The sequence below is a fragment of the Streptomyces vilmorinianum genome, from assembly GCF_005517195.1.
Taxonomy (GTDB): Bacteria; Actinomycetota; Actinomycetes; order Streptomycetales; family Streptomycetaceae; genus Streptomyces; species Streptomyces vilmorinianum.
The window spans coordinates 1,553,109-1,577,671 of sequence record NZ_CP040244.1; the positions used below are offsets into that span (position 1 = coordinate 1,553,109).

10 protein-coding genes and 3 tRNA genes are annotated in these 24,563 nt (G+C 69.8%); 6 read left to right on the plus strand and 7 right to left on the minus strand.

The features are described from left to right. Window positions 1-117 precede the first annotated feature (117 nt). From FDM97_RS07270 to FDM97_RS07280, 3 genes are all read left to right on the plus strand, one after another. Window positions 118-1,377 (plus strand): NAD(P)/FAD-dependent oxidoreductase, encoded by a 1,260-nt coding sequence (locus tag FDM97_RS07270; RefSeq protein WP_137989435.1) that lies wholly within the window; start codon window positions 118-120, stop codon window positions 1,375-1,377. A gap of 118 nt (window positions 1,378-1,495) precedes the next feature. After that, a complete protein-coding gene (gene dnaG / locus FDM97_RS07275; protein ID WP_137989436.1) occupies window positions 1,496-3,418 on the plus strand; it encodes a DNA primase in 1,923 nt (640 codons plus the stop codon). A gap of 93 nt (window positions 3,419-3,511) precedes the next feature. Beyond that, window positions 3,512-4,738, plus strand: a complete 1,227-nt coding sequence (locus tag FDM97_RS07280) for an RNA polymerase sigma factor (protein ID WP_432816198.1) — start codon at window positions 3,512-3,514, stop codon at window positions 4,736-4,738. A 10-nt stretch (window positions 4,739-4,748) separates the two neighbouring features. Here the strand turns inward: FDM97_RS07280 and FDM97_RS07285 are convergent, their stop codons facing one another. From FDM97_RS07285 to FDM97_RS07300, 4 genes are all read right to left on the minus strand, one after another. Then, window positions 4,749-6,677 (minus strand): ABC transporter ATP-binding protein, encoded by a 1,929-nt coding sequence (locus tag FDM97_RS07285; RefSeq protein ID WP_137989438.1) that lies wholly within the window; start codon window positions 6,675-6,677, stop codon window positions 4,749-4,751. After that, window positions 6,677-8,410: an ABC transporter ATP-binding protein gene (locus FDM97_RS07290; RefSeq protein WP_137989439.1), complete on the minus strand. Its 1,734-nt coding sequence runs from the start codon at window positions 8,408-8,410 to the stop codon at window positions 6,677-6,679. Before FDM97_RS07290 ends, FDM97_RS07285 begins: the two co-directional genes overlap by 1 nt. A 69-nt stretch (window positions 8,411-8,479) precedes the next feature. After that, the gene (locus FDM97_RS07295; RefSeq protein ID WP_137989440.1) at window positions 8,480-9,919 is read right to left on the minus strand and encodes an FGGY family carbohydrate kinase; all 1,440 of its coding nucleotides are present in this window, start codon (window positions 9,917-9,919) and stop codon (window positions 8,480-8,482) included. Between the two features lie 204 nt (window positions 9,920-10,123). Continuing rightward, window positions 10,124-10,432, minus strand: a complete 309-nt coding sequence (locus FDM97_RS07300) for a YtxH domain-containing protein (RefSeq protein WP_137989441.1) — start codon at window positions 10,430-10,432, stop codon at window positions 10,124-10,126. Between the two features lie 169 nt (window positions 10,433-10,601). Here FDM97_RS07300 and FDM97_RS07305 point away from each other — a divergent pair. The 3 genes from FDM97_RS07305 to FDM97_RS07315 all read left to right on the plus strand — a co-directional run bounded on the left by FDM97_RS07305 (window position 10,602) and on the right by FDM97_RS07315 (window position 10,991). After that, window positions 10,602-10,674: transfer RNA gene (locus tag FDM97_RS07305), tRNA-Asn, on the plus strand. Between the two features lie 5 nt (window positions 10,675-10,679). Beyond that, window positions 10,680-10,752, plus strand: a tRNA-Asn gene (locus tag FDM97_RS07310). A gap of 165 nt (window positions 10,753-10,917) precedes the next feature. Further along, window positions 10,918-10,991: transfer RNA gene (locus FDM97_RS07315), tRNA-Ile, on the plus strand. 114 nt (window positions 10,992-11,105) lie between these two features. Here FDM97_RS07315 and FDM97_RS07320 read toward each other — a convergent pair. The 3 genes from FDM97_RS07320 to FDM97_RS07330 form a co-directional block, all read right to left on the minus strand. After that, window positions 11,106-12,491: a tyrosine-type recombinase/integrase gene (locus FDM97_RS07320; RefSeq protein WP_175439054.1), complete on the minus strand. Its 1,386-nt coding sequence runs from the start codon at window positions 12,489-12,491 to the stop codon at window positions 11,106-11,108. Between the two features lie 606 nt (window positions 12,492-13,097). Beyond that, window positions 13,098-13,700, minus strand: a complete 603-nt coding sequence (locus FDM97_RS07325; protein ID WP_137989443.1) for an SMI1/KNR4 family protein — start codon at window positions 13,698-13,700, stop codon at window positions 13,098-13,100. Next, entirely contained in the window at window positions 13,697-24,250 is a 10,554-nt protein-coding gene (locus FDM97_RS07330) for a LamG-like jellyroll fold domain-containing protein (RefSeq protein ID WP_284440282.1), read from the minus strand. The genes FDM97_RS07325 and FDM97_RS07330 overlap by 4 nt, the downstream gene beginning before the upstream one ends. Between the last annotated feature and the right edge of the window lie 313 nt (window positions 24,251-24,563).

Genomic DNA, 24,563 nt, shown 5'->3' on the forward strand with positions numbered 1-24,563 from the left:
CCGCCCTCTTCCGCCACCACGCTCCGTGCGGGACGCTCGGCTCAGGGCCCGAGGCGGAACGGCTCGCCGAACGCCCGGAGGCGTAGCGTAGAAGCGGTCGCAACGAGGAGGCATCAAGTGGTCGACGCAGATCAGACCTTCGTCATCGTCGGCGGGGGACTGGCCGGTGCCAAGGCGGCGGAGACCCTCCGCTCCGAGGGCTTCAACGGGCGCGTGATCCTCATCGGCGACGAGCGTGACCACCCCTACGAACGCCCACCCCTGTCCAAGGGCTATCTCACGGGCAAGGAGGAACGCGACAGCGTCTTCGTCCACGAGGCCGCCTGGTACGCCCGCGCCGAGGTCGAGCTCCACCTCGGGCAGCCCGTCACCGCCGTCGACCGCGAGGCCCGCACCGTACGCCTCGGCGACGGCACCACCATCCGCTACGACCGGCTCCTCCTCGCCACCGGCGCCGAGCCGCGCCGCCTCGACATCCCCGGCACCGGACTGGCCGGCGTCCACCATCTGCGCCGGCTCGCCCACGCCGACCGGCTGCGCCACGTCCTGGCCGCCCTCGGCCGCGACAACGGCCACCTGGTGATCGCGGGCGGCGGCTGGATCGGCCTGGAGGTCGCCGCCGCGGCCCGCGGCTACGGCGCCGAGGTCACCGTCGTCGAGTCCGAGCCCACCCCGCTCCACCACGTCCTCGGCCCCGAGCTCGGCCAGCTCTTCGCCGATCTCCACACCGAGCACGGCGTCCGCTTCGTCTTCGGCGGCCGGCTCGCCGAGATCGTCGGCCAGGACGGCATGGTCCTCGCCGTCCGCACCGACGACGGCGAGGAGTACCCCGCCCACGCCGTCCTCGCCGCGATCGGCGCCGCCCCGCGCACCGCGCTGGCCGAGGCCGCGGGCCTCGCCCTGGTCGACCGCGCCCACGGCGGCGGCATCGCCGTCGACGAGTCGCTGCGCACCTCCGACCCCGAGATCTTCGCGGCCGGCGACGTCGCCGCCGCCCACCACCCGCTTCTGCACACCCGGCTGCGCGTCGAGCACTGGGCCAACGCCCTCAACGGCGGCCCGGCCGCCGCCCGAGCCATGCTCGGTCAGCACGTCTCCTACGACCGCGTCCCGTACTTCTTCTCCGACCAGTACGACCTGGGCATGGAGTACTCGGGCTGGGCGCCGCCCGGCTCCTACGACCAGGTGGTGCTGCGCGGGGACGTCGGCAAGCGGCAGTTCATCGCTTTCTGGCTCAAGGACCGCAAGGTGCTGGCCGGGATGAATGTGAATGTGTGGGACGTCACAGATCCGATCCAGCAGCTCATCCGCGCCCAGTCACCGGTGGACACCGACTCCCTCGCGGACCCCTCCGTACCCCTGGAGAGCCTGATCTGAAAGCCTCCCCGCCCACGGCTGACCCCACGGCCGCGTCTTCCTGCGGGAGCGACCCCCCGGACCCCCCGGCCGCGTCTTCCTGGGGGACGACCCCCCGGACCCCCCGTAGACTTCCTGCGTGGCAGGCAGGATCAACGATGACGATGTGAAGGCGGTACGGGACGCGGTCCCGATCGACGCCGTCGTGTCCGAGTACCTCCAGCTCCGCAACGCCGGCGGCGGCAACCTCAAGGGCCTGTGCCCCTTCCACGACGAGAAGTCGCCCTCCTTCCAGGTCAGCCCCAGCAAGGGCCTGTTCCACTGCTTCGGCTGCCAGGAGGGCGGCGACACGATCGCCTTCGTGATGAAGATCGACCACCTCTCCTTCTCGGAGACGGTCGAGCGCCTCGCCGCGAAGGCGGGCATCACCCTGCGGTACGAGGAGGGCGGCTACAACCCCGGCCACCAGCGCGGCGAGCGCATCCGTCTCGTCGAGGCCCACAAGGTCACCGCCCAGTTCTACGCCGACCAACTCGCCTCGCCCGAGGCCGAGATCGGCCGGAAGTTCCTCGCCGAACGCGGCTTCGACCAGGCCGCCGCCGAGCACTTCGGCGTCGGCTACTCCCCGGCCGGCTGGGACCACCTCACCCGCTTCCTGCGCGGCAAGGGCTTCTCGGACAAGGAGCTGATCCTCTCCGGGCTCTCCCAGGACGGCCGGCGCGGCCCCATCGACCGCTTCCGCGGCCGGCTCATGTGGCCCATCCGGGACGTCGGCGGCGACGTCGTCGGCTTCGGCGCGCGCAAGCTCCGCGACGACGACAACGGGCCCAAGTACCTGAACACGCCCGAGACGCCGATCTACAAGAAGTCCCAGGTCCTCTACGGAATCGACCTGGCGAAGAAGGACATCGCCAAGGTCAGCCGGGCCGTCGTCGTCGAGGGCTACACCGACGTCATGGCCTGCCACCTCGCCGGCGTCACCACCGCCATCGCCACCTGCGGCACCGCCTTCGGCGGCGACCACATCAAGATCCTCCGCCGGCTCCTGATGGACAACGGCTCGGCCCGCGTCATCTTCACCTTCGACGGCGACTCCGCCGGCCAGAAGGCCGCCCTGCGCGCCTTCGAGGACGACCAGAAGTTCGCCGCCGAGACGTACATCGCCATCGCCCCGGACGGCATGGACCCCTGCGACCTCCGCCTCGCCAAGGGCGACCAGGCCGTCGCCGAGCTCGTCGAGCCCCGCACCCCGCTCTTCGAGTTCGCGCTCCGCCAGATCGTGAAGCGCTACGACCTGGAGACCCCGGCCGGCCGGGCCGCCGCTCTCGACGAGGCCGCGCCGATCGTCGCCCGGATCAAGAACGTCGGCGCGCAGCACGAGGTCGCCGTCCAGCTCGCCGGCATGCTCGGCATCCTCGACACCCAGTTCGTGGTCAGGCGCGTCGCCCAGCTCGCCCGCTGGGCCCGCGACCGCGGCGGCAAGGGTCCGGCGCCGGCGGCCCCGCAGCATGGGGGTGCCTCCCGTGCCCGAAGGGCCACGGGGGAGTACGAGAACCAGGCGCGGCCCACCGCGCCCGCCGGTCCGGCGCTCAACCTGCGCAGCCCCGCCCACCGCACCGAGCGCGAACTGCTCAAGCTCGCCCTCCAGCGCCCCGAGCTGGTCTCCCCGGCCTTCGACGCGTACGGCGTCGACGAGTTCACGGCCCCGCCCTACGCGGCCGTCCGCCAGTGCATCCAGGACGCGGGCGGCGCCACCGGCGCACCCTCCGACTACCTGTCCGTCGTCCGTGAGGCCGCGCCCAACGACACCGTCCGCGCGCTCGTCACCGAACTCGCCGTCGAGGCGATCTTCGCCAAGGCCGTCGACGAGGCCTACGCGGGCGACCAGCTCGTCACGGTCCGCCTGCGCGCCGTCGACCGCCGCATTCGCGACATCCAGGGCACCCTGGCCCGCCTCGGCGCGAACGCCGACCCGGAACAGCTGGCCGCCGTACAGAACGAGCTGTGGGTCCTCACCCAGTACGCCCAGTCGCTGCGCAACAACGGGGCCGCGGCGCTCTGAGCCGGGCGGTAACCGGCCGGTCACGGACCGGATGCAAAAAGTCACCGCACGCCCCTCGTGGCAGAGATGTGTCGTACCCCACACTGGGGGGCGGTGCCTGAGCCCTCGGAGCGCGACCCCGTGGTTCCGCTCATCGTGTACGGGACGGACAGCAGCGGCCCGGCTGCCTCCGTCCCGCTGCCGCACACCCCCGAACCGGCAGCGATCACCCTGGAGGTCGCCCCCGTGCAGACCCAGACCCTGTCCCCGACCGTGCCCCCGACTCTGTCCCCGACTCTGTCCCCGGCCGGCGGCGTGCCGCCCCAAGGGCCGGAGCCCGACGCCGGTCCCGCCCCCGTCGAGTTCGTCGACGACGTGCCGGACGTGCCGGACGTGCCCGTTCCCCGCCGCGCCGAACTCGGCGGGAACGGCCCGTCCTCCGATCTCTTCCGCCAGTACCTGCGGGAGATAGGCCGGATCCCGCTGCTGACCGCCGCCGAGGAGGTCGAGCTCGCCCGCCGCGTCGAGGCCGGGCTCTTCGCCGAGGAGAAGCTTGCCAACACCCCTGATCTGGACTCCCAGTTGGCGCTCGACCTGGACCGGCTCGTGGTCATGGGCCGGATGGCCAAACGCCGCCTCATCGAGGCCAATCTGCGGCTCGTCGTCTCCGTCGCCAAGCGGTACGTCGGACGCGGGCTCACCATGCTCGACCTGGTCCAGGAGGGCAACCTCGGCCTGATCCGGGCGGTGGAGAAGTTCGACTACGCGCGCGGCTACAAGTTCTCGACGTACGCGACCTGGTGGATCCGCCAGGCCATGTCCCGGGCCCTCGCCGACCAGGCCCGGACGATCCGCGTCCCCGTCCATGTCGTCGAACTGATCAACCGCGTCGTCCGCGTCCAGCGCCGGATGCTCCAGGAGCGCGGCTACGAACCCACCCCCGAGGAGGTCGCGGCCCAGCTCGACCTGATGCCCGAGCGGGTCAGCGAGGTACTGCGCCTCGCGCAGGAGCCGGTCTCCCTGCACGCCCCCGTCGGCGAGGAGGACGACGTCGCCCTCGGCGACCTCATCGAGGACGGCGACGCCACAAGTCCCGTGGAATCAGCGGCGTTCCTGCTGCTGCGCGAGCACCTGGAGGCCGTCCTCTCCACCCTCGGCGAGCGCGAACGCAAGGTCGTCCAGCTCCGCTACGGCCTCGACGACGGCCGGCCCCGCACCCTGGAGGAGATCGGACGGATCTTCGGCGTGACGCGCGAACGCATCCGCCAGATCGAGTCCAAGACCCTCAGCAAGCTGCGGGACCACGCCTTCGCGGACCAGCTCAGGGGATACCTGGATTAGGCCGGCGTCGTCAGTCGACCTCGGCGACCGCCTGGGCGAACTGGGCCGCGTACAACCGCGCGTACGCCCCGCTCGCCGCCAACAGCTCGTCGTGCGTGCCCTGTTCGACGATCGAGCCGTTCTCCATCACCAGGATCACGTCCGCGTCCCTGATGGTGGAGAGCCGGTGCGCGATCACGAACGACGTACGCCCGTGGGCGAGGCGGGCCATCGCCTTCTGGATGAGGACCTCGGTGCGGGTGTCGACGGAGCTGGTCGCCTCGTCGAGGACGAGGATCACCGGGTCGGACAGGAACGCCCGCGCGATGGTGATCAGCTGCTTCTCGCCCGCGCTGACGCCCGAACCCTCGTCGTCGATGACGGTGTCGTAGCCCTCGGGCAGGGTGCGGATGAACCGGTCGGCGTGCGCGGCTCGCGCCGCCTCCTCGATCTCCTCCCGGGTGACCTCGCGTGTCGCGCCGTACGCGATGTTGTCGGCGATGGTCCCGCCGAACAGCCAGGTGTCCTGCAGGACCATCCCGATCCCGGACCTGAGATTCTCGCGGGACATCGCCGAGACATCCACGCCGTCGAGGGTGATCCGGCCGCCCGTCACCTCGTAGAACCGCATCAGCAGGTTCACCAGCGTCGTCTTGCCGGCGCCGGTCGGGCCGACGATCGCGACCGTCTGGCCCGGCTCCACCGTCAGCGACAGATCCTCGATGAGCGGCTTGTCCTCCTCGTAGCGGAAGGACACCTCCTCCAGGGCGACCTTGCCCAGGGACTCCGCCGGATGCTCGCTCACCGGAGCGTCCGGCGCCTGCTCCTCGGCGTCGAGCAGCTCGAAGATCCGCTCGGCCGAGGCGACACCCGACTGCACCAGGTTCGCCATCGACGCGACCTGCGTCAGCGGCATCGAGAACTGACGCGAGTACTGGATGAACGCCTGCACGTCACCGATCGACAGCGTTCCGCTCGCCACCCGCAGCCCGCCGACCACGGCCACGAGCACGTAGTTGATGTTCGAGATGAAGAACATCACCGGCTGCATGACACCGCTGTTGAACTGGGCCTTGAACCCCGCCTCGTACAGCGCCTCGTTCTGCTCGCGGAAGTCGGCGGCCGACTCGTCCTGCCGCCCGAAGACCTTCACCAGCGCGTGGCCGCTGTACATCTCCTCCACATGGGCGTTGAGCTTGCCCGTGGACTTCCACTGCTGCACGAAGTGCGGCTGCGAGCGCTTGCCGACCTTCGTCGCCACGACCACCGACACCGGCACGGTCACCAGCGCGACCAGCGCCAGGAGCGGTGAGATCCAGAACATCATCGCCAGGACACCGACGATGGTGAGCAGCGAGTTGATCAGCTGCCCCATCGACTGCTGCAGCGTCTGCGAGATGTTGTCGATGTCGTTGGTCGCCCGGCTGAGGACTTCGCCGCGCTTGGCCTTGTCGAAGTACGACAGCGGCAGCCGCGCCAGCTTCGCCTGCACGTCCTCGCGCATCCGGTAGATCGTCCGGTTGATCACCTTGATCGACATCCGGGTCGAGACCAGCATGAGGAGACCGGCCGCCACATAGATGGCCAGCACCCACAGCAGGACCTCACCGACCTCCGCGAAGTCGATGCCCTGCCCGGGTGTGAAGTCGACCCCGGACAGCATGTCGGCCATCCCGCCGTCGCCCTTGGCCCGCAGCCCCTCGATCGCCTGCGCCTTCGTCGTGCCGTCGGGCATCTGCCGCCCGACCACACCCGCGAAGACCAGGTCCGTCGCCTTGCCGAGGATCTTCGGACCGACCACCGAGGCCGCCACGCTGAGCACACCCGCGATCAGCATCAGCCACAGCGCGCCCCGCTCGGGCGCCAGCTGTTTGAGCAGCCGCTTGCCCGAGCCCTTGAAGTCCATCGACCGCTGGTCGGGGCCGCCGCCGGCCATCATTCGTCCGCCAGGACCGGCCATCAGGCTGCCTCCGCCTCGGTCAGCTGGGAGAGCACGATCTCCCGGTACGTCTCATTGCCCGCCATCAGCTCGTGGTGGCGCCCGGTGCCCACGACCCGGCCCTCGTCGAGGACCACGATCCGGTCGGCGTCCCGGATGGTCGACACCCGCTGGGCGACGATCACGACCGTCGAGTCCGCCGTCTCCTCCTTGAGCGCCTCCCGCAGCAGGGCGTCTGTCCGGTAGTCGAGCGCCGAGAACGAGTCGTCGAAGAGGTAGATCTCCGGCCGCTGCACCAGCGTCCGCGCGATCGCGAGCCGCTGCCGCTGCCCGCCGGACACGTTCGTGCCGCCCTGCGCGATCGGCGCGTTCAGCCCGTTCTCCAGCTTCTTCACGAAGTCGGCCGCCTGCGCGACCTCCAGCGCGTGCCACAGCTCGTCGTCGGTCGCGTCGGGCTTTCCGTACCGCAGGTTCGTCGCCACCGTGCCGGAGAACAGGTACGGCTTCTGCGGGACGAGCCCGACGGTCCGCGCCATCAGCTCGGGGTCCAGCCTCCGTACGTCCACACCGTCGACGAGCACCTCGCCGCCGGTCACGTCGAACAGGCGCGGCACCAGGCCGAGCAGCGTCGACTTGCCGCTGCCCGTCGAGCCGATGATCGCCGTGGTCTCGCCCGGCCGCGCCACCAGCTCCACCTCCCGCAGCACCGACTCCTCGGCGCCCGGGTAGCGGAAGTCCGCGCCCCGCACCTCCAGATGACCGCGCCGCTCCAGCGCCCGCACCGGCTCGGCCGGCGGTACGACGCTGCTCTCGGTGGACAGGACCTCCTGGATGCGCTCGGCGCACACCTCGGCCCGCGGCACCATCATGAACATGAACGTGGCCATCATCACGGCCATCACGATCTGCATCAGATAGGCGAGGAAGGCGGTCAGCGCGCCGATCTCCATCCCGCCGCCGGCGATGCGGTGCGCTCCGAACCAGACCACCGCGACGCTGGAGACGTTCACGACCGTCATCACCGTCGGGAACATCAGCGCCATCAGCCGGCCGGTGGCCATCGACACATCGGTCAGCTCGGTGTTCGAGCCCTTGAAGCGCTCCCGCTCGTAGTCGTCCTTCACGAACGCCCGGATCACCCGGTTGCCGGTGATCTGCTCGCGCAGCACCCGGTTCACGGTGTCGAGCCGCTCCTGCATGGTCCGGAACAGCGGCCGCATCTTCTTCACGATCAGCGAGACCGAGATGCCGAGGACCGGCACGACCGCGAGCAGCACCGCCGACAGCGGCACGTCCTGCCCGAGCGCCATGACGATGCCGCCGACACACATGATCGGCGCCGAGACCATGAGGGTGAACGCCATCAGGACCAGCATCTGGACCTGCTGGACGTCGTTGGTGGTCCGGGTGATCAGCGACGGCGCGCCGAACTGCCCGACCTCCCGGGCGGAGAAGGACTGCACCCGGTCGAAGACCGCGGCGCGCACGTCCCGGCCGACGGCGGAGGCGGTCCGCGCGCCGTAGTACACGGCGCCGATGTTGCAGACGACCTGCAGCACGGAGACCGCGATCATCAGGGCGCCGAACCGCAGGATGTAGCCGGTGTCCCCGTGGACGACACCGTTGTCGATGATGTCGGCGTTCAGGGTCGGCAGATAGAGCGAGGCACAGGTCTGCAGGAACTGGAGCAGGACCAGCAGGGCGATGGGCTTTTTGTACGGTCGTAGGTGGGTTCGGAGAAGTCGTAGGAGCACGGGTCCTACTATCGCCCGCGCCCCTGCGACGTTACGACCGGGTTTTCGCGAGTCTTGGACTTCGCTGCGCTACGCGCCGAACGCACCCGGGTGGATCTGCTCCCGCGTGGCCGCGTACTGCTGCCGCACCGACTGACCCACCGCCAGCTCGTCACCCGGCTCGAAGACCTGGGCGGCGGCGCCCTGCCAGGCCGGGGGAGCGGCCGGCGACAGCGTGCCCTGCGCGACCCCGAGCGCCCACGCGGCCTGCCGGGCCGCGCCGAGCGCCGCGTAGTCCGCCGGCTGGGGGACGACGACCTGCGCGCCGAAGATCGCCGGAGCGACGGCCTGGACGGCGGGCAGCTCGGCCGCGGCGCCCAGCAGGAACACCCGCCGCACCTCGACGCCGCGCCCGCGCAGGACGTCCAGGGCGTCGGTGAGCGAGCAGAGCATGCCCTCGAACGCGGCGCGCGCGAAGTGCTCGGGCTTCATCGACTCGCGGCGCAGCCCGCTGAGCGTGCCGGCGGTGTGCGGCAGCCGCGGGGTCCGCTCGCCCTCCAGATAGGGGAGGAGGACCAGTCCGGAGGCGCCGGGCGTCGACTTCAGGGCCAGCGCCGACAGCTCCTCCAGGCTCTCCACGCCCAGCATCTCGGCGCTGCCGCGCAGCGCCCGTACCGCGTTGGAGGTGTGCACGACGGGCAGGTGCATGCCGGTCGCGTCGGCGAAGGAGGTGATCAATCCCTGCGGGTCGGCGAGCGCCTCGTGGTGCACGGCCATGACGGAGCCGGAGGCGCCGAGCGAGACGACCGCGTCGCCGGACCCGAGGCCGAGGCCGAACGCGGCGGCCATCGTCTCGCCGGTACCGGCGGAGATCAGCAGCCCCTCGGGGGTGGTCCCGGCGGCCTCGGCGGGACCGATGACCTCGGGGAGGGCGGCCTGGTGACCGAGCGCCAGCTCGACGAGGTCGGGGCGGTAGGCGCCGGCGCCGGCGGACCAGTAGCCGGTGGCCGAGGCGGCGCCCCGGTCGGTGGTACGGCGAACGGGCCGGCCGAGCAGCTGCCAGACCAGCCAGTCGTGCGGCTGCAGGAGCATCGCGACGCGCTGGGCGTTCTCCGGCTCGGAGCGGGCCAGCCAGCGGAGCTTGGCGATCGGCTGCCCGGACTGCGGTACGGACCCGACGGCCTCGGCCCAGGCCTGCCGGCCGCCGAACGCCTCGACCAGATCGGCGGCGGCCACCTGCGCCCGCTTGTCGTTGCCGACCATCGCGGGCCGCACGAGCCCGCCCTGCGGGTCCAGCGGTACGAGCCCGTGCTGCTGGGCGGAGACACCGATGGCCCGCACCCCTTCGAGCAGCCCGCCGCCGGCGGCCTCGCCGAGCGAGAGCAGCCACGCCTGCGGGTCGACGTCGGTGGCCTTCGGCTCACCGGGGTGCGGGGCATAGCCCTGCCGTAGTACGGCACCCGTGTCCGCGTCGCAGACGACGATGCGTGTGAACTCAGCAGAGCTGTCCAAGCCGGCGACTATCCCCATGGGAGGAGATTCTGCCGCACGCGGGGGAATAGGGGGAGCGCGTGCGGGGTAGGGGATCGGATTTCGGGCACGGACCGGGGCGCGGCCCCGCGGACCCGAGTGCGGCCCCGCGGACCCGAGTGCGGCCCTGCGGACCCGAGTGCGAAGCCGGAGGCGCACCCGGGGCGGCCCGGGCGTCGCCGGCCTTCGGGCGTGGCCCGACGCTCAGGTGTTGCTCACACCCCAGTCGTCCTCGGTCGTCGTCACCTGGCCGTTGTGATGGCGCAGGGCGTGGATCCGCTCGGTGACCGATGCGGGCAGCTTGTCGCCGACCTTGTCGCTCACGACGTGGAACGCCTTGCCGGCGACCTGGCGACTGCTCTGCGCTGCGGACTCGGCCGCGTTGCGCACCGCCGGGTTCTGCGTGAACTCCTTCGCGGACTTCTTCATCTGCTCGTAGCGCTCACGCCCGGCCCGCGTGCCGATGACGTAACCGAGGGCCACACCCGCGACGAACGTCAGCTTGTACCGCACGGCGGCACCACCCTTCCCTGGAGCTTCCCTGATGCCTCACTGGTGCCCACGAGCGCCCACGGCATACCGATTGGCGGAGCACCCCCCTGCTTGCGCTAATGTATGTGTCGCAGCGAACGCGCGCCGCTCGGGACACCCGAGGTGGGTACGTTCGGTGCAAACGCAGCAATCCCCTGTAGCTCAATTGGCAGAGCAGCCGGCTGTTAACCGGCAGGTTACTGGTTCGAGTCCAGTCGGGGGAGCGCGATCCCCTGTAGCTCAATTGGCAGAGCATTCGGCTGTTAACCGGAGGGTTGCTGGTTCGAGTCCAGCCGGGGGAGCAAGCGAAAGAGGACCCTTCGGGGTCCTTTTTCTTTTGCCCGGGAACCATGCGCCACGCTGCGCAGTCCTCATGGTCGAGCGTTGCCGAGCATCCGGAGCAGGAGATCGTATGAGCGGCTATGCTGCGGCAGACGGCGCGCACACATGTACGCGCCACGCCGTCAGGGGCGGTAGCTCAGCCGGTTAGAGCAGCGGACTCATAATCCGTCGGCCGTGGGTTCGAGTCCCACCCGCCCCACCGAGAAGAAACGTCGTGACCAGGCACTTCGCCGGTCAGACGTGAGCACGAAGGGTCTTGGCGGCCCGTCCTAAGCAGGAAAGCACACCTGATTGGACAAAGATTGGACGCGGGTCACGCGACGCGCTCGAACCCCTCGTTCGGCGCATCGCTGACCCCGTCCCGCGTCACCTGCGGCCCCTCGGCAGGGACCAGAGCCTCCGCGTGATCAGCGGCAGATTTCTCCGGCCTGCTCGAGCTGGCGTTCGCGGAGGCCGGCGCCGAGCCAGGCTGCGGCCGGGGGACGACGGAGCTGGTGGTCTCGGCCTCGTTGTCCAGGAGCTGCGGGAGGACCGCCGTGTAGGTGTCGGACGTCACCTGAAACGACTTATGGCCCAGTCGCACCTGGACCACCTTCATCTTCGCCCCGCCGAGCAGGGCCAGTGCCGCTGACAGGTGCCGGGTGTCGTGCAAGCGGATCGGGGGCAGCCCGGAAAGCTCGACGAGCCGGTGGAACCGCCGGCTCATCCAGTCCGGGTGGAGCGGCGTGCCGTCCTCGTGCACCCAGAAGCGGTCGCTCTCAACGTAGGCGTCGCCCCACGCCTCGCGCTCCTTCCTACGCGTCGTGTCGAACTCCACCCAGAGCTCGGCGGTGCCGGCGTCGAGGGTGACGGTGCGGACGCTGTCCTGCTTCGGCGCTTCGTCGTACACCCGGTAGGCGACCTCGACGACCTGTGCCGAGATCCGGAAGTACTGCACCGGCGAGTACAGGCTGACCTCCGACGGGGGCAGCGCGCACATCTCCCCGCGGCGCGGTCCCCTGAAGATGAGCCCGTTCCACAGCCCAACGAACCGGTCGGACGCGATGAAGGCGAGGAAGTCGGCCGTCTGCTCCGGAGTCCACACCATCACCGGGGACGGCTTCTGGCCCGTCCGCTTCCACTCGTCGACGCGTTCCGGCGTCCAGACCAGCGCCGTGGGCTTCTTCACTGGCGGAAGCTCCACCATCTTTGCCCAGTTGGTGGTGTAGTCGCCGCGCTTGATGACGTCCGACATGAAGGACTTCAAGGTCGCGAGGATGCGGTGCATCGTGTTGACCGACGTGATCTTCCGCCGTCCCTTGCTGCCCTCGCGGAGCGCCGCGTTCGCATCCAGGTACGCGCGGCGCCTGACGCGACGCTCCTCCGTCTTCCCGGAGGCCCTGACCCACGCCGTGTGTGCGGCGTCGCGCGCCTCCGTCAGCTCGACTATGCGCGCGTGGTGCAGAAGCCGCTCGGCGTTCTCCCGCTCGATGGCCGTGAACATCGCCTCGATGTGCCGGAGCTTGAGGTCGCGCCGCTTGATGTGCCCGAGGTGGGGCTTGAGGTACAGCCTGATGTGATCCTCGTACCCGTGAGTCGTCGTGCGGGCGAGCCGCTTCTTGCGGGCGATCCATGCGTCCAGGTCCTCGGCCACGGTGGCGTCGCTGAGGATGTCGGTCCCCTTGACGGCCTCCCGGTAGAGCTCGGCCGCCTTCTTCATCGCCGCGTCCTTGGTGGCGAACCCGAACCTGCGGACACGGCGCCGGTCACCGTTCTCGCCGTCCTCCAGCTCGAAGTAGAGGCTCCACTTTCCGTGCTTCTTCTCCTTGAGCTTGGGGCAGCTCGCGCCGATGTTGCGCTGTTTCGGCTTGCCTGCGTCATCCAGGACTGCGGCGCCGTCCTCGCCGAATCGTCGTTGCGGCCTTGAGAACGCCGGGTGTGCGCCACTGGGCCCCCATCTGTTCGGGGCCCCACGACCCCGTTGCCGTGGGGTGGGCAACCGAGCGTACGACCGCCCGGCATTGCGCAGAACCCCCGCATGGCCAGCGCGAGTTGTTGGCCCCCCTTGTGCGCCTCCACCCCGGCCGGGCCAGCCGGTTTTCTGGAAACGTGCCGCCCGGCCCTCGTGTCGTCGCGATGGGAGCGCCGGGCGGACTCCAGAAGGTGTTCTCGCCGCCTCGCTCGCCGAGATCGGCCACGACGTCCTCGGAGTCGAGTCCGACGGCGACACCGCCCCAGTGGAATCTGGTCCGCAGACACGAAACAGCGCACCCCCGCGCTGGTGGAGCCGGCGCGGGGGTGCGCTGTCATTCATGCGGGACCAGGACTACATACCGGCCCACGGATTGTCTTCGTCGAAGAGATCGGCCTCTTCACGCCAATGGATGAATTCCTGGGGGACACAGTTCCAGAGCGTCTCGTCTCCGAAAGGGTTCTCGTCCCACTCACCGGCGAAGGTTCGGCGCAGGAACTCCGCCATGCCGCAGTCGTATTCCCTCCAGGGATCCCGCTTTCGGTTCCTGAAAACAGCCACCGTCCAGTCGTCCGGATTCGCCGCCGAAGTGCGCCAACAGGCGATGTCTCCGACGACGGTGACGCCCCAAGCAATGACGGGCGGTCTGAGATCGCGCGTCGCTGAGGGGCGGCTGGAGGCCGGCCAGTCCGCGACGGCGTTGGCGGTCTCCTGCCCCATGCCGCTCGTGCCGTCCAGGACCGGCGTGTTGGGACGGATCACCTCGAAGGAGTCACTGATGCCGCCCGATCCGTACTCCGCCATGAAAGCTACGTAGTCGGAGGGGAAGGTGGTGCCCCACGCGGCTTCGATCGCCGGCCAGTCCACCTGCTCGTTCTGTCCGCGGTCCGACGGCATGAGCCGGCGGAGTGATGCGATGGCGGGGTGCCTGCCGGATTCGCTGAGATCGGTACTCACGGGGTGGCTCCAGTGGGTATGGGATCGGTCGTTCCGGGCTTGTTCCAGGTGCCCAGATTGCGCCACTGATTGAACCTGGGGCTGTAGATGGAGTTCGGCACGATGCCTTCCTTCCCCTTGATGCTAATTCCGGGGCGACCGTCCTTGTACCATCCCGTTGCCTTGATCGTGAAGGCTGTGGGTACCGTTCGATTCCCGGAGTAGTGGGGTTCGACGGTGTACCGCACTATCTGCCCGTCATCGACGGCCTCGCGCACCTTCTTCTCGATGCTGTACATGTGGTCCTCCATGTGCCCCGGGCCCTTGACGTTTGCATTCGCCTGGCGGGAACAGGTCGCGAGGTTCGCGAGGTCGGATCCGGAACCGCCGAGGTCCGCTCCGATCAGGTGGCAGGCGTTGATGCTGAGTCTGGGTTCGAGGCCCAGCCATCGGGCCGTGTCGCGGGCCCACTTGTAGCCGGGCGGCTTGATCTCCTTCTCCGTCCCGCTTCCGTCCTTGACCTCTTCGGAGTCGAGGCAGGCTTCCGCCTTGGTCGCGCGTTTCCCATTCGCGGCGTCGGGGACACCAATATGGGTCCAACCCTTGCCGTTCACCCTGCAGTCACGCGGTTCGTCGTCGCTGTCAGTGCCCGTGCCCGGGTCGGCGCCCGGGGCGGTCTGTGTGTCAGGGACCTGGTCCGGGGTGAGCACCGTGTCGGCGCCGCCCGCGAGCATCGCGAGGAGGTTGGCGCCGCTGACGACCATGTCGACGGCCTCGGTGGCCGTCCAGATGGCCGTGCTCGGGTTCCAGTCCGGCTTGGGGATGTGCTTCGGAGCCGGCGGCGGGTTCTTGCCGGCGTACGGGTTCTGCGGGATCTTCGGCTTCGGAGGTGCCGTCGGCCGCTTCGGACGGGTCAGCGTGGAGGTGCCGCCACGGCTCCGCCCACCCCCCGAGTAGTTGTGGCCACTGCCACTCCTGTCCGGCTTGTAGCGGCTGTGCTGTCGCTTCTCCGAGGTGATGCCCTCGGGGTCGTAGCGCCAGGGAGGGGAGGGGTTGCGGACCGCGGCACATTGCTGTCGCTCCATCGGGGAGCCGTCGCAACCGTGCCCGCTGCCGTGTGCCCCGCCGCTGTCGTGGCCGGAGATCCACGTTTCCCAGCCGACGCAGAACGGGCTCACGGTGAGCCTGGCGGCGAAGCCGAAGATGCCCAACTTCGACCTCGAGAAGCTCGGGTTGAAGCAGTCCAGGACGCTGTGGCCCGTCGGGTCGATCCCGTTCATCGGGCTGGCGTTCCCGTAGGTGTAGCGGTTGGCCTGGACGGAGGGGTTCGGGTCGAGCTGCCAGGTGTCGCGGCTGGTGAAGCCGCCGGTGCCGGGCTGGTACCAGCGGGAGGCCATGTTGACCTCGCCGGTGGAGCTGTCGGTCCAGCCGGACTGGTAGCCGACCGACGGGTTGGCTCCGCCGCTCGCGGTCACGTTGCCGGAGGCGTCGTACGCGCGGGACGAGGTGACCGAGGTGCCGTCCGCCGAGAGGCTGGCGACCAGGTCGGTGTGGCCGTCGGTGACGGCCAGGCGGGCCGAGCCGGCGGTCCCGGTGGTGGCGCTGGCGAGCAGCGTGCCGCCGGGGGTGCGGCTGTAGGTGGACGTGCCGTCCTTGACCAGGTTGTTGGAGCCGCCGTCGTAGGTGAAGACGGTGCCGTTGTGGGTCATGACCCGGTCGAGCGAGTCGTACGTGAAGGTGCTCGTGCCGTTGTTGACGGTGCGCTCGAAGGCGTCCGAGTTGATGGTGCGGGCCGGGCCTGCGGTGTCGGCGATGCCCTTGACGGTTCCGCGTGCGGAGTAGTCGAAGGTCTGGGTGCCCCAGGCCGTGAGCCGGTTGCGGGAGTCGTAGGTGCCGGTGATGTCTCCCTTCTTGGTCAGGTTGCCGGCCTTGTCCCACTCGAAGGCGGTGGTGGTGCCTGCGCTGGTCTCGGCGGTCATGCGGCCGGCGAGGTCGTAGGCGTAGGTCCTGGCGCCTGCCCCCGCCGTGCCCGACGCGGTCTTCTTGACCAGGCGGTTGTCGAGGTCGTACTCGTAGGCCGTGCCCTGGACGGCGGTACCTGTGGTGGTGTTCTTGATGCTGTCGTCAGTGAGTCGGCCGAGGGAGTCGTAGGTGTAAGAGCGCTTCGAGCCGACCGTCCACGTGCCGCCGGCGGCGGGGCGTGCGTACTCGTCGACGGTCGGGCGTCCGGCCGCGTCGTAGTCGCTGCGCACCTGGGTGCCGGTGAGCGGGTCGGTCGTGGTGTCGAGGCGACCGGCCAGGTCGTAGGTGAAGTCCGTCGCGCCCGCCACGTCCGTGCGGGAGGTCATCTGACCGTCCGCGTCGTACGCGTAGGACGAGGTACCGCCTGGGCCGTCGGTGGACAGGAGTTGACCGCGGTCGTTGTAGGTGTACGTGTTGCCCGCGAGGACTCCGTCACCGCCCACGCCGGTCAGTCGGCCGGCGAGATCGTAGGACAGGGAGCGCGGCCGGGTGGCCACGGCGGTGCCGGAGCCGGTCTCACCGATGACGCGGTCCAGGTCGTCGTACGTCTTCTGACGCTTGACGCTGCCCGGCAGCAGCTCGGTGATGAGCCGGCCTGCCGCGTCGTAGACGTTCGTCCAGGTGCGGACGTCCGCGTTCCAGTGCTGGGTGGTGGCGGGCTCGATCGTCGACTCGGGCAGGCCCCACGTGTTGAACGTGTAGTACGTGGCCTTTCCGCGGCCGTCGGTCAGGCGCGTGCGGTTGCCCGCCGCGTCGTAGCCGAAGGTCGTCGTGATCGAGTCCGTGGCCGTGACCGGTTCGACCTGCTTGGTGAGCTGGCCGCGCGCGTCGTACGTGTACGTGCGGCGCGCACCGGTGGCCGAGACCGATGCGGTGACGTTTCCGTCGGCGTCGTACTCGGTGCTGGACGTGCGCAGCGCGGTCGTGCCCGTGCCGTAGTCCGCTACGGACGTCGGCCGGCCCATGAGGTCGTACGCGGTGACCGTCTTGCGGCCGGTCGCGTCCTTGCTCTCGATCGCGCGGCCGAGGCCGTCGTAGACGGCGCGGCTGACACCGCCGGCCGGGTCGGTGACCGTCAGGGTCTGACCGGCCTTGTCGTAGGTCGCGCTGGTGACCCGCCCGGCGGGCGTGGTCGAGGAGACCTGGTTACCCGCGTCGTCCCAGGTGAAGCGGGAGACGAGGTTCTGCAGGGTGGGCTTGCGCTCGACCGTGGTGGCGGTGAGCTTGCGGCCCAGTTCGTCGTAGGTGGACTCGGTGCGTGCTCCTGTCGGGTCGGTCGCGGAGAGCGGCAGACCGGTCGGGGTCCAGGTGTAGGTGGAGACACCGCCGCCGGACAGGGCCGTGGAGGTTCCGCTGAAGGTCGTGGCACCGGGAGCTTGCAGGCTCTGCGTGCCGGCGGCCGGGTCCGTCGAGCGGACCAGGTTGCCCAGTTGGTCGTACGCGTAGGAGCGGGTACGCCCGAGCGGGTCGGTAGTGGAGGCGACGTTGCCGAGCTGGTCGTAAGCCGTGCGTGAGACGGCCGTGATGGCCGTGGCCGTGCCCGGCGGGGTGTAGTCGGGCAGCGTGAGCGCGACGGTGCGGCCCAGCTTGTCGGTCTCCGTCTTCGTAACCAGGCCGCGCGGATCACGCGACTCGGTGGCCTCGCCGAAGGTGTTGTAGCCGATGAGGGACTTGGGCGTGACGGCCGTGGCCGCACCGCCGTTCTCCTCGGCCTGCACCTGCGGCGCGGTCGTCTCGACCAGGCGGCCCAACTCGTCGAACCGGCCCGTGCTGGTGATGCCGCGCGGGCTGGTCTGGGTGAGCGGGAGACCCCGCTGGTCGAAGGTGCTGGAGGAGACCCGGGTCGTGGTGCCGTCGGTGACGGTCGCCTTCACCGGGTTCCCGACCGCGTCGTACTCGGTGGTCGAGGTCACCTTCTTGCCGGTGCCGTCGATGGACTGGGTCTGCTCGGTGAGCCGGTCCTCCGCGTCGTACGCGAAGGTGGAGACCCGGTTCAGACCGTTGGGGTCGAACACCGAGCGGGTGGTGCGGCCCAGGGCGTCGACCGTGTTCACGGTCGCGGCTCCGCCGCTCGCGATAGCCGAGACCGGGTTGCCCGCGCCGTCGTAGACCGTCGCCCCGAGGAGGATGTCCTTCTTCGAGCCGTTGGACTGGGTGACCTGCTTCGCCGTCGTCGTGGCCTGGAGGCCGTCGTCGTAGTAGGTGAAGGCGGTCGTGGCGCCCATCGCGTCGGTCGTCGAGGCGAGGCGGCCCGCCGGGTCGTAGGCCTTGGAGCCGAGGACCAGGTCGCGGGTCTGGCCGGACGGGTCGCCGGTCCAGTTCTTCAGGACCGACTCGGCCAGCTGACCGCGCTTGGTGTAGGTGTGGGTGACGACGTTGCCCGCGGGGTCCGTCTCACTGATCACCCGGCCCAGGGCGTCGTGGTTGTACGTCGCCTGGTTGCCGGCCGCGTCCGTCACGCTGTCGTTGAGGCCGCGCATGTTGTAGCGGTAGGTGGTGGTGCGGGTGGCGTCGCCGCCGGTGGTGTCCTCCGTGGATTCGGTGAGCAGGTTGCCGTCCGCGTCGTACGTACGGCTGATCCTGGCGGTGTGGGTGACACCGGTGATCTCGTTCTTGACGCCCGGCCCGGTCTCCGCGGTGACGCGGGACATGGCGTTGTAGGCGAACGAGGTCGTCACACCGGCGGGGTTCGCGTCGGAGACCTGGGTCTCGGTGACCTTCCGGCCGATGCCGTCGTAGGCGTACGTCGACACCGCTCCGGAGGGCGCCGTCGTTTTGGCCAGGTCACCGCTCGCGAAGTACGCGTAGGAGACGATGGCGCCGCCGGTGCTTTTCTTGGTGGCGACCAGTCCGGCCGGGGTGGTGCCGCCGCCCACCGCGGGCTCGGTGCCCGTGGTGTAGGTGGTCGTCGCCGTACGGCCGTCGACCGAGGTGACCGTGTCGGTCAGGCCGAGTGCCGTGTACGAGGTCGTCGTGCGGTAGCGGTTGTCCGCAGGTCCCGAGGAGCGGCCGTCGCGGAGCGCGATCTGCTTGCCGTTGCGCAGGTCCAGCTTGTCCGCGGGGTTGTTGTAGTACTCCGCGAAGGAGGTCCAGCAGGAGTTGGCGTCGCGGCAGGTCGTGGTCGAGACGGGGTTGCCGCGCTCGTCGTGACCGGTGATGGTCGCGTGACCGTTGGGGTCGGTGACCGTGTGCAGGAATCCGCCGGTGTCGTACGCGTACGTGGTGACACCGCCGTCCGCGTTCGTCGTGGCGGTACGGCGCTGGCCGCGGACCGCGTCGAAGGTGCTGGACGTCGTCGCGCCGGTCGGGTCGGTGACCGTCACCGTCGACGTGAGGGAAGAGCCCGAGGCATGGGTACGGGCGTCGTAGTGGCGGGCGACCTGGTCACCGGTGAGGGTGCGCGGGTAGACCGCGACCTCGTCGACCTGGCCGGTGAAGTACTGCACGCCGTCGCCCGGGGACGCGGGCCACCACGCCGTGTAGCCGGCGCCGATGTACGTGCGCTGGTTGGCTTCGTGGGTGACCGGCACGGTGGTGGTCTGCGCGACCTGTGCGCCGTCGAGGTACAGCGTGTGGGTGGAACCCTGCGCCGTCACGACGGCGTGGTGCCACTCGTTGTCCGTGACGGTGTTCGGCGAGGTGTTGGTCGCGCCGACGCCACGGGTGAAGTACTGGCCGTGGAGCTTGTTGTCCGAGCCGACGTACAGGACCGGTGCGTAGGAGACGGCGTCCGGGAGCGGTTTCTCCTGGTCGCTGAAGAGGACGCCCGGCTTGGTGGTCTTGAACCAGAGCTCGGCCGACAGGTCGGTGTTCGGCAGATGGCCGCCGGCGAGCTCGGCCCAGCCGTCGCCCTTGAACTCGGCGGCGGAGCCGTCGCCGGTGCCGAACGCGCCGGGACCGCCCAGCGTGGCCTTGGTGTAGGTGCCGTTGGCTCCGGCTGCTGCGACCTTGTTGACCACGGTCGTGCCGCCGGTCTCGTCCAGCTGCCAGTAGCCGGCCGGGGCGTCCGCCATCACGACGCCCTCGTACTGGCTCCCGTTGCCGGATACCAGACGGTTGCGGGCCTTGAAGTGGTCCGCGACGGTCGCCGCGTCCAGCTCCTTGGTGTAGAACGCGGCCTCGTCGAGCTGGCCGTTGAAGTAGCGGGTGGCACGGGCCTGGCCGTCCCACGCCTCACTGGAGTAGCCGCCGCCGAGGTAGGCGTGGACCAGCGTCTCCGGCTTCACCACACCGGACTTGGAGCCGATCTTGGCGCCGTCGAGGTAGAGCGACTGCCCGGCGGAACCGCCGCTGATGACGACGTGGTGCCACTTGTTGTCGGTGACCTTCACGCCGCCCATGACGGGCCAGCCCGCGGACGGACCGTCCCACAGGTGGCCGCGGAGCTTGCCCTCCGCGTCGACGAGGAGACTCGCGTTCCACATCGTCGGGGTGGTGCCGAGCTCCGTGTTCTGCAGACCCAGCAGCACACCGGACGGCTTGTCCGTCTTGAACCACAGCTCCACGGAGAGCGCGGTGGCATCGTAGATGGACTCGGCCGGAACCGCGATGACGCCCTTGGACCCGTCGAGGGTGACCGCGCCGTCGTCGCCGTCGAGGAACGCCCCGACACCGCCGAGCGCGACACCGTCACGGTAGGAGCCGTTGCCGCCGCCGGATATCTCGTCCGCCGCGGACGCCCCACTGTTCTCGCCGAAGCGCCAGTAGTTGACCGCGCCCGACGCGTGGACGGCGTCCGAGTATGCCTGCGAGCCGGCCGCGTAGCGGGGCTCGGAGATCTGCCACAGGCCACCGCTCTCGTCGGTGACCTTCGTCGCACGGCCCGTGTCACCGTCGTACTCGACGGTCGCGCCCACCCGGCCCGACGGCAGGGTGGCCTTGGTCAGCTTCGACGATCCCGTACGGGCATCGAAGCGGGCCTTGACCGCGCCCGCGTCGAGTGCGCGGTGGTAGACCGCGACCTCGTCCATCAGCCCCTGGTAGTAGCGGGTTCCGTAGGTCCCGGCGCCGTCCCAGCTCTGGTCGGTGAAGCCGCCGCCCAGATAGGTGAAGGTCTTGCTGGAGTGGTTGACCGGACCGGCGAGCGTGCCCACGGCCGTGCCGTCGAGGTAGAGCGTCTGACCGGTTCCGGTGCTGGTGATGGCAGCGTGGTGCCACGTGTTGTCGGTGACCACGGCGGTCGAGGTCATCGGGACGAGCCCGCCGTCCGACTTCTCGAAGGCGCCGCGCAGCTTGCCCGCGGAGTCGATGGCCAGGACCGGGTTGTAGACGTTGGGGTGCGTCGGGCCCAGAGGATCGTCCTGGAATCCGACGAGCACGCCGTTCGGCTTGTCCGTCTTGAACCAAAGCTCCACCGACAGCACGGTCGACGAGGCCAGCGTGGATTCCGGGAGTTCGACATAGGAGCTGGTGCCGTTGAAGGACACCGCCTTGTTGCCGGTCGCGCCCAGCACGCCCGTGGAGCCGAGGGTCACGTCGCGGTAGTGGCCGGCGTTCATGCCCGTGCGGGAGACCGCCTCACTGGCCGCGGTCTCGCCCTCGGCCTCGTTCAGCCGCCAGTAGCCGACCGGGTTGGCGTCCTGCACCATCCCCCGGTAGTGCGAGCCGGCCGTGTACTCGTACGTCGAGCACGCTGTGGTCGAATCGGGCGGGCAGACCTTGGTCAGCTGGTCGCCGGTGTACGTGTACGACCACTTCAGCGCCGGAGCCAGCGGACCGACGGCGTCGGTGGACACCGAGGCGACGTGCGCGCCGCTCCAGGTGAACGTCAGCGCGCGCTTCGACAGCGCGTCCGTGGCCTTGGTCAGCTTGCCGCTCGTGTAAGTGAGCAGTTGCTCGCGTCCGTGGCCGTCCTTGACCTTGGTCAGGCGTCCGGTCGCATCGAAGGTGTGAAGGGTGCTCGCCGCATCGCGCAGCGTCCAGCCTCCGCCGGTGACAGCGGTCAGTACGCCCACCGAACCGGACGGCGCGCTGTAGGTGCCGTCGGCGTTGCGGCCGAAGCGGACCTGGCTGCCGCTGTCGAGGGTGATCACGACGCTGCCGTCGGGCTCTGCGACGGCCCGCATGTCCCAGCGGGTCGCCCAGCCGGCGCCGAAGGCGTTGGCGGTGCGCGGGTCCTGCGAGTTGTAGGTACGGGTGACCGCGAGCTCGGGGCCCGCACTCGGCACGGCCGCGTCCGTGGCGGCGGTGGCGTAGTTGCCGGCCCGCTCGCCGAAGGTGCGCCCGCTGTCCGCGCCGCCCAGGTGGGAGGTGATGACGGGCTGCGGGACTTGAGTGGTCAGGATCGACGGCGCGGTCCGCGCCGACTGGTCCTTGCCGTCGTTCGCGTAGGCGTACCAGGCATACGTCTTGGCCCAGGTGAGCCAGCCGGCCGGGACCGTCCAGCTTTCGGAAGGCGCATGCGTGTTGCCGCGGCAGTTCTTCCGGACGTCCTTGCCCTCGACCTCGCACACCTCGAACTGGTACGTCAGCGCGCTCGGGGACCTGTCCTGGTCGGTGGCGGTCGCCCACAGCGTCGGGGTGAGGGTGTCGACGACCGTGCCGCTCGGCGGGGCTGCGCCCGTCAGGTACGGCGGGGCGTTGACCGCGTCGAAGCGGACCGTCGGGCCCGGGACGCCGTCGTCGACAAAGGCACGGGTACCGTACTCGTCCATGGTCCACTGGATCGTGTACGTGCCGGGCGCCAGCGGGGCGATCTTGGCGTCGACGGTGGCTGAGCCGCCGGGTCCGACGTCGTACGGCATGGGCGTCCAGCGGACGTTGCTCCAGTTGTCGCCGTTGATCAGGTTGCCGTTGGCGTCGAACAGGTTGTAGCGCAGCTTGAAGTTGCTCGTCTTGCCCCAGGTCTGCTGCCCCTGGTTGGTGACGGTGACCTTGAAGGCGCCCTCGCTGGTGGCCGTCGGGGCCTGGACGAAGCCGCCCAACCCGTACGTCGCCCCGTACTTCGACCAGGTGACGTCGAGGCTGGGCTTGCCGCTCGCGGAGTTGTCGGAGTTGAACTTCTTCCAGGTCCTGGAGTCGTCCGTGGCCGCCTTCACGGCCAGGCCGTAGTTGGCCTTGCGGCCGTGTGTCCAGTCGTCGACCAGCCTGCGGCCCGCATCGCCGAGCGGGATCGACTCCCACGTACCGGCGCCGCAGGGCCAGCTCGTCGAGCCCTCGGGGCGCCAGGCGTGCGCGAAGGACTTGGAGCCCAGCGCGCCACCCGTCGCAGGACCCGGGTAGCTGGAAGTGCTGCCCTCGGACCAGTTCGAGGTGATCTCGTGGACCGTCACCGGCCGTGCCGTGCACGAGTACGACCAGGTGTTGAAGAGGCTCAGGTTCGCGTTGATGACGAACGCGTTCTTGAGGGTGGTGTCCAGGCCGTTGAACTTCAGGAACGAGGCCGCCTTGTGGCCGCCCCCGTCGTACGTGCCGACCTTGAGTTCGCCGGCGCTGGAGAAGTTCTGGTTGTACGGCGACTCGACGTACGTGCCGGAGGCCGCTTCCAGACCGTTCACGGAGGGGTCGACCTTCACGGGGAAGACCCGCTCGGGATCGTTCAGCCACTTCTCGTCCAGCGTGACGACCAGCACCTGGCGCGAGCCCTCGCGCACGAGGCCGTAGGTGACACCGGAGGAGATGACGCCCTCGTCGGAGTTCGGCGCCTTGTTGGAGTCCTCCATCCAGCCGGCCGGCATCCAGCCCTTCTGGCGGCCCGCCGGGTCGTGGAAGACGATGCCGCCGTGCCCGTCGAGCTTCGCCGTCAGGCCGTCCAGGGCCAGCGGGAAGCGCCATTCAGTCGGCGCGCCCTTGTCCTTGAGGATCAGCGTCTCCTTGACGGATTCGCTGCCGGCGATCAGTTCCACATCCGTTGAGCGGCGGACCTCGGGGTACGTGATCACGCTGCCGTTGACGCGACCCTGTGAGCGGGCCGCGCCCTCGATGGAGTAGCCGATCCCCGCGGTGTCGTCGACACCGAGGCGAACGAACGTTTCTGCGTCCGCGAACTCGGAGAAGTAGACCTTGTCCTCGGTCGACTTGGTCTGCCAGCCGGGTCCCGGGACGCTTTCGGTCCGCGCCAGCGGGGACGACTTCGCCAGCCGGGTGTCGATCTCCTTCCACTTACCGTCGTCGCCGAGGAAGTTGACCCGCTCGTTGTAGTAGCGGGTCGTGAAGGTGCCGTCCGGGTTGGCGAACGTACGCGCATCGGCGGCTCGCTTACCCGGCACTTCCGCACTGGCCTTGGGGTCGAAGCCCTTGGGCGCGGCCTGGCGCGGCGCCGGCACCTTGCGGTAGGACGGCAGCGGCGCCTTGGGCGCATTGCCCAGCTTCAGCCGGGTGGTGCCGGAGTCCGGAGCGAGTTCGCCGGGCGCCTTCAGCGCACCGGTGCGGCCGCCGGACGCGTTCGCGTCGGTGGCGTCACCGGAGGCGGCATGGCCGCGTCCGCGGGCCGACCCCCAGCCCTGTTCGGGTAGTTCGCCGGCACCCGGGCCGGATCTGGAAGCAGACCACAGGCCGACGGCCTGCGCTGCTTGTTCCGTGCCCGCGAGCACGGTCATGGTGAGCGCCATGGATATGACGAGTGGACGGGTGTTACGCACCGTTATAGCCCCCACAGAATGGATCAGTGGGGGGCAGTCAATCCGGGCTCACAGGGAGCACACAAACTATGCCTGGAATCCGGTCGGTTCGGACCCGGGCTTGTGTAGCGATCAAAACTGGCAATCTCGTGAAATACTTACCGAATCACCTTCGCCGGTGGCGTTTTGTGTGAGAAGCATTACTCCAAGTCAGTGTCAGATGGGCGATTATCGGCATCCTCGGGCGGCGTCCGTGGGCTGCCGCCCGGCCGCGTCGGCGTCACCTGCTGTTCCACCGCGAAGT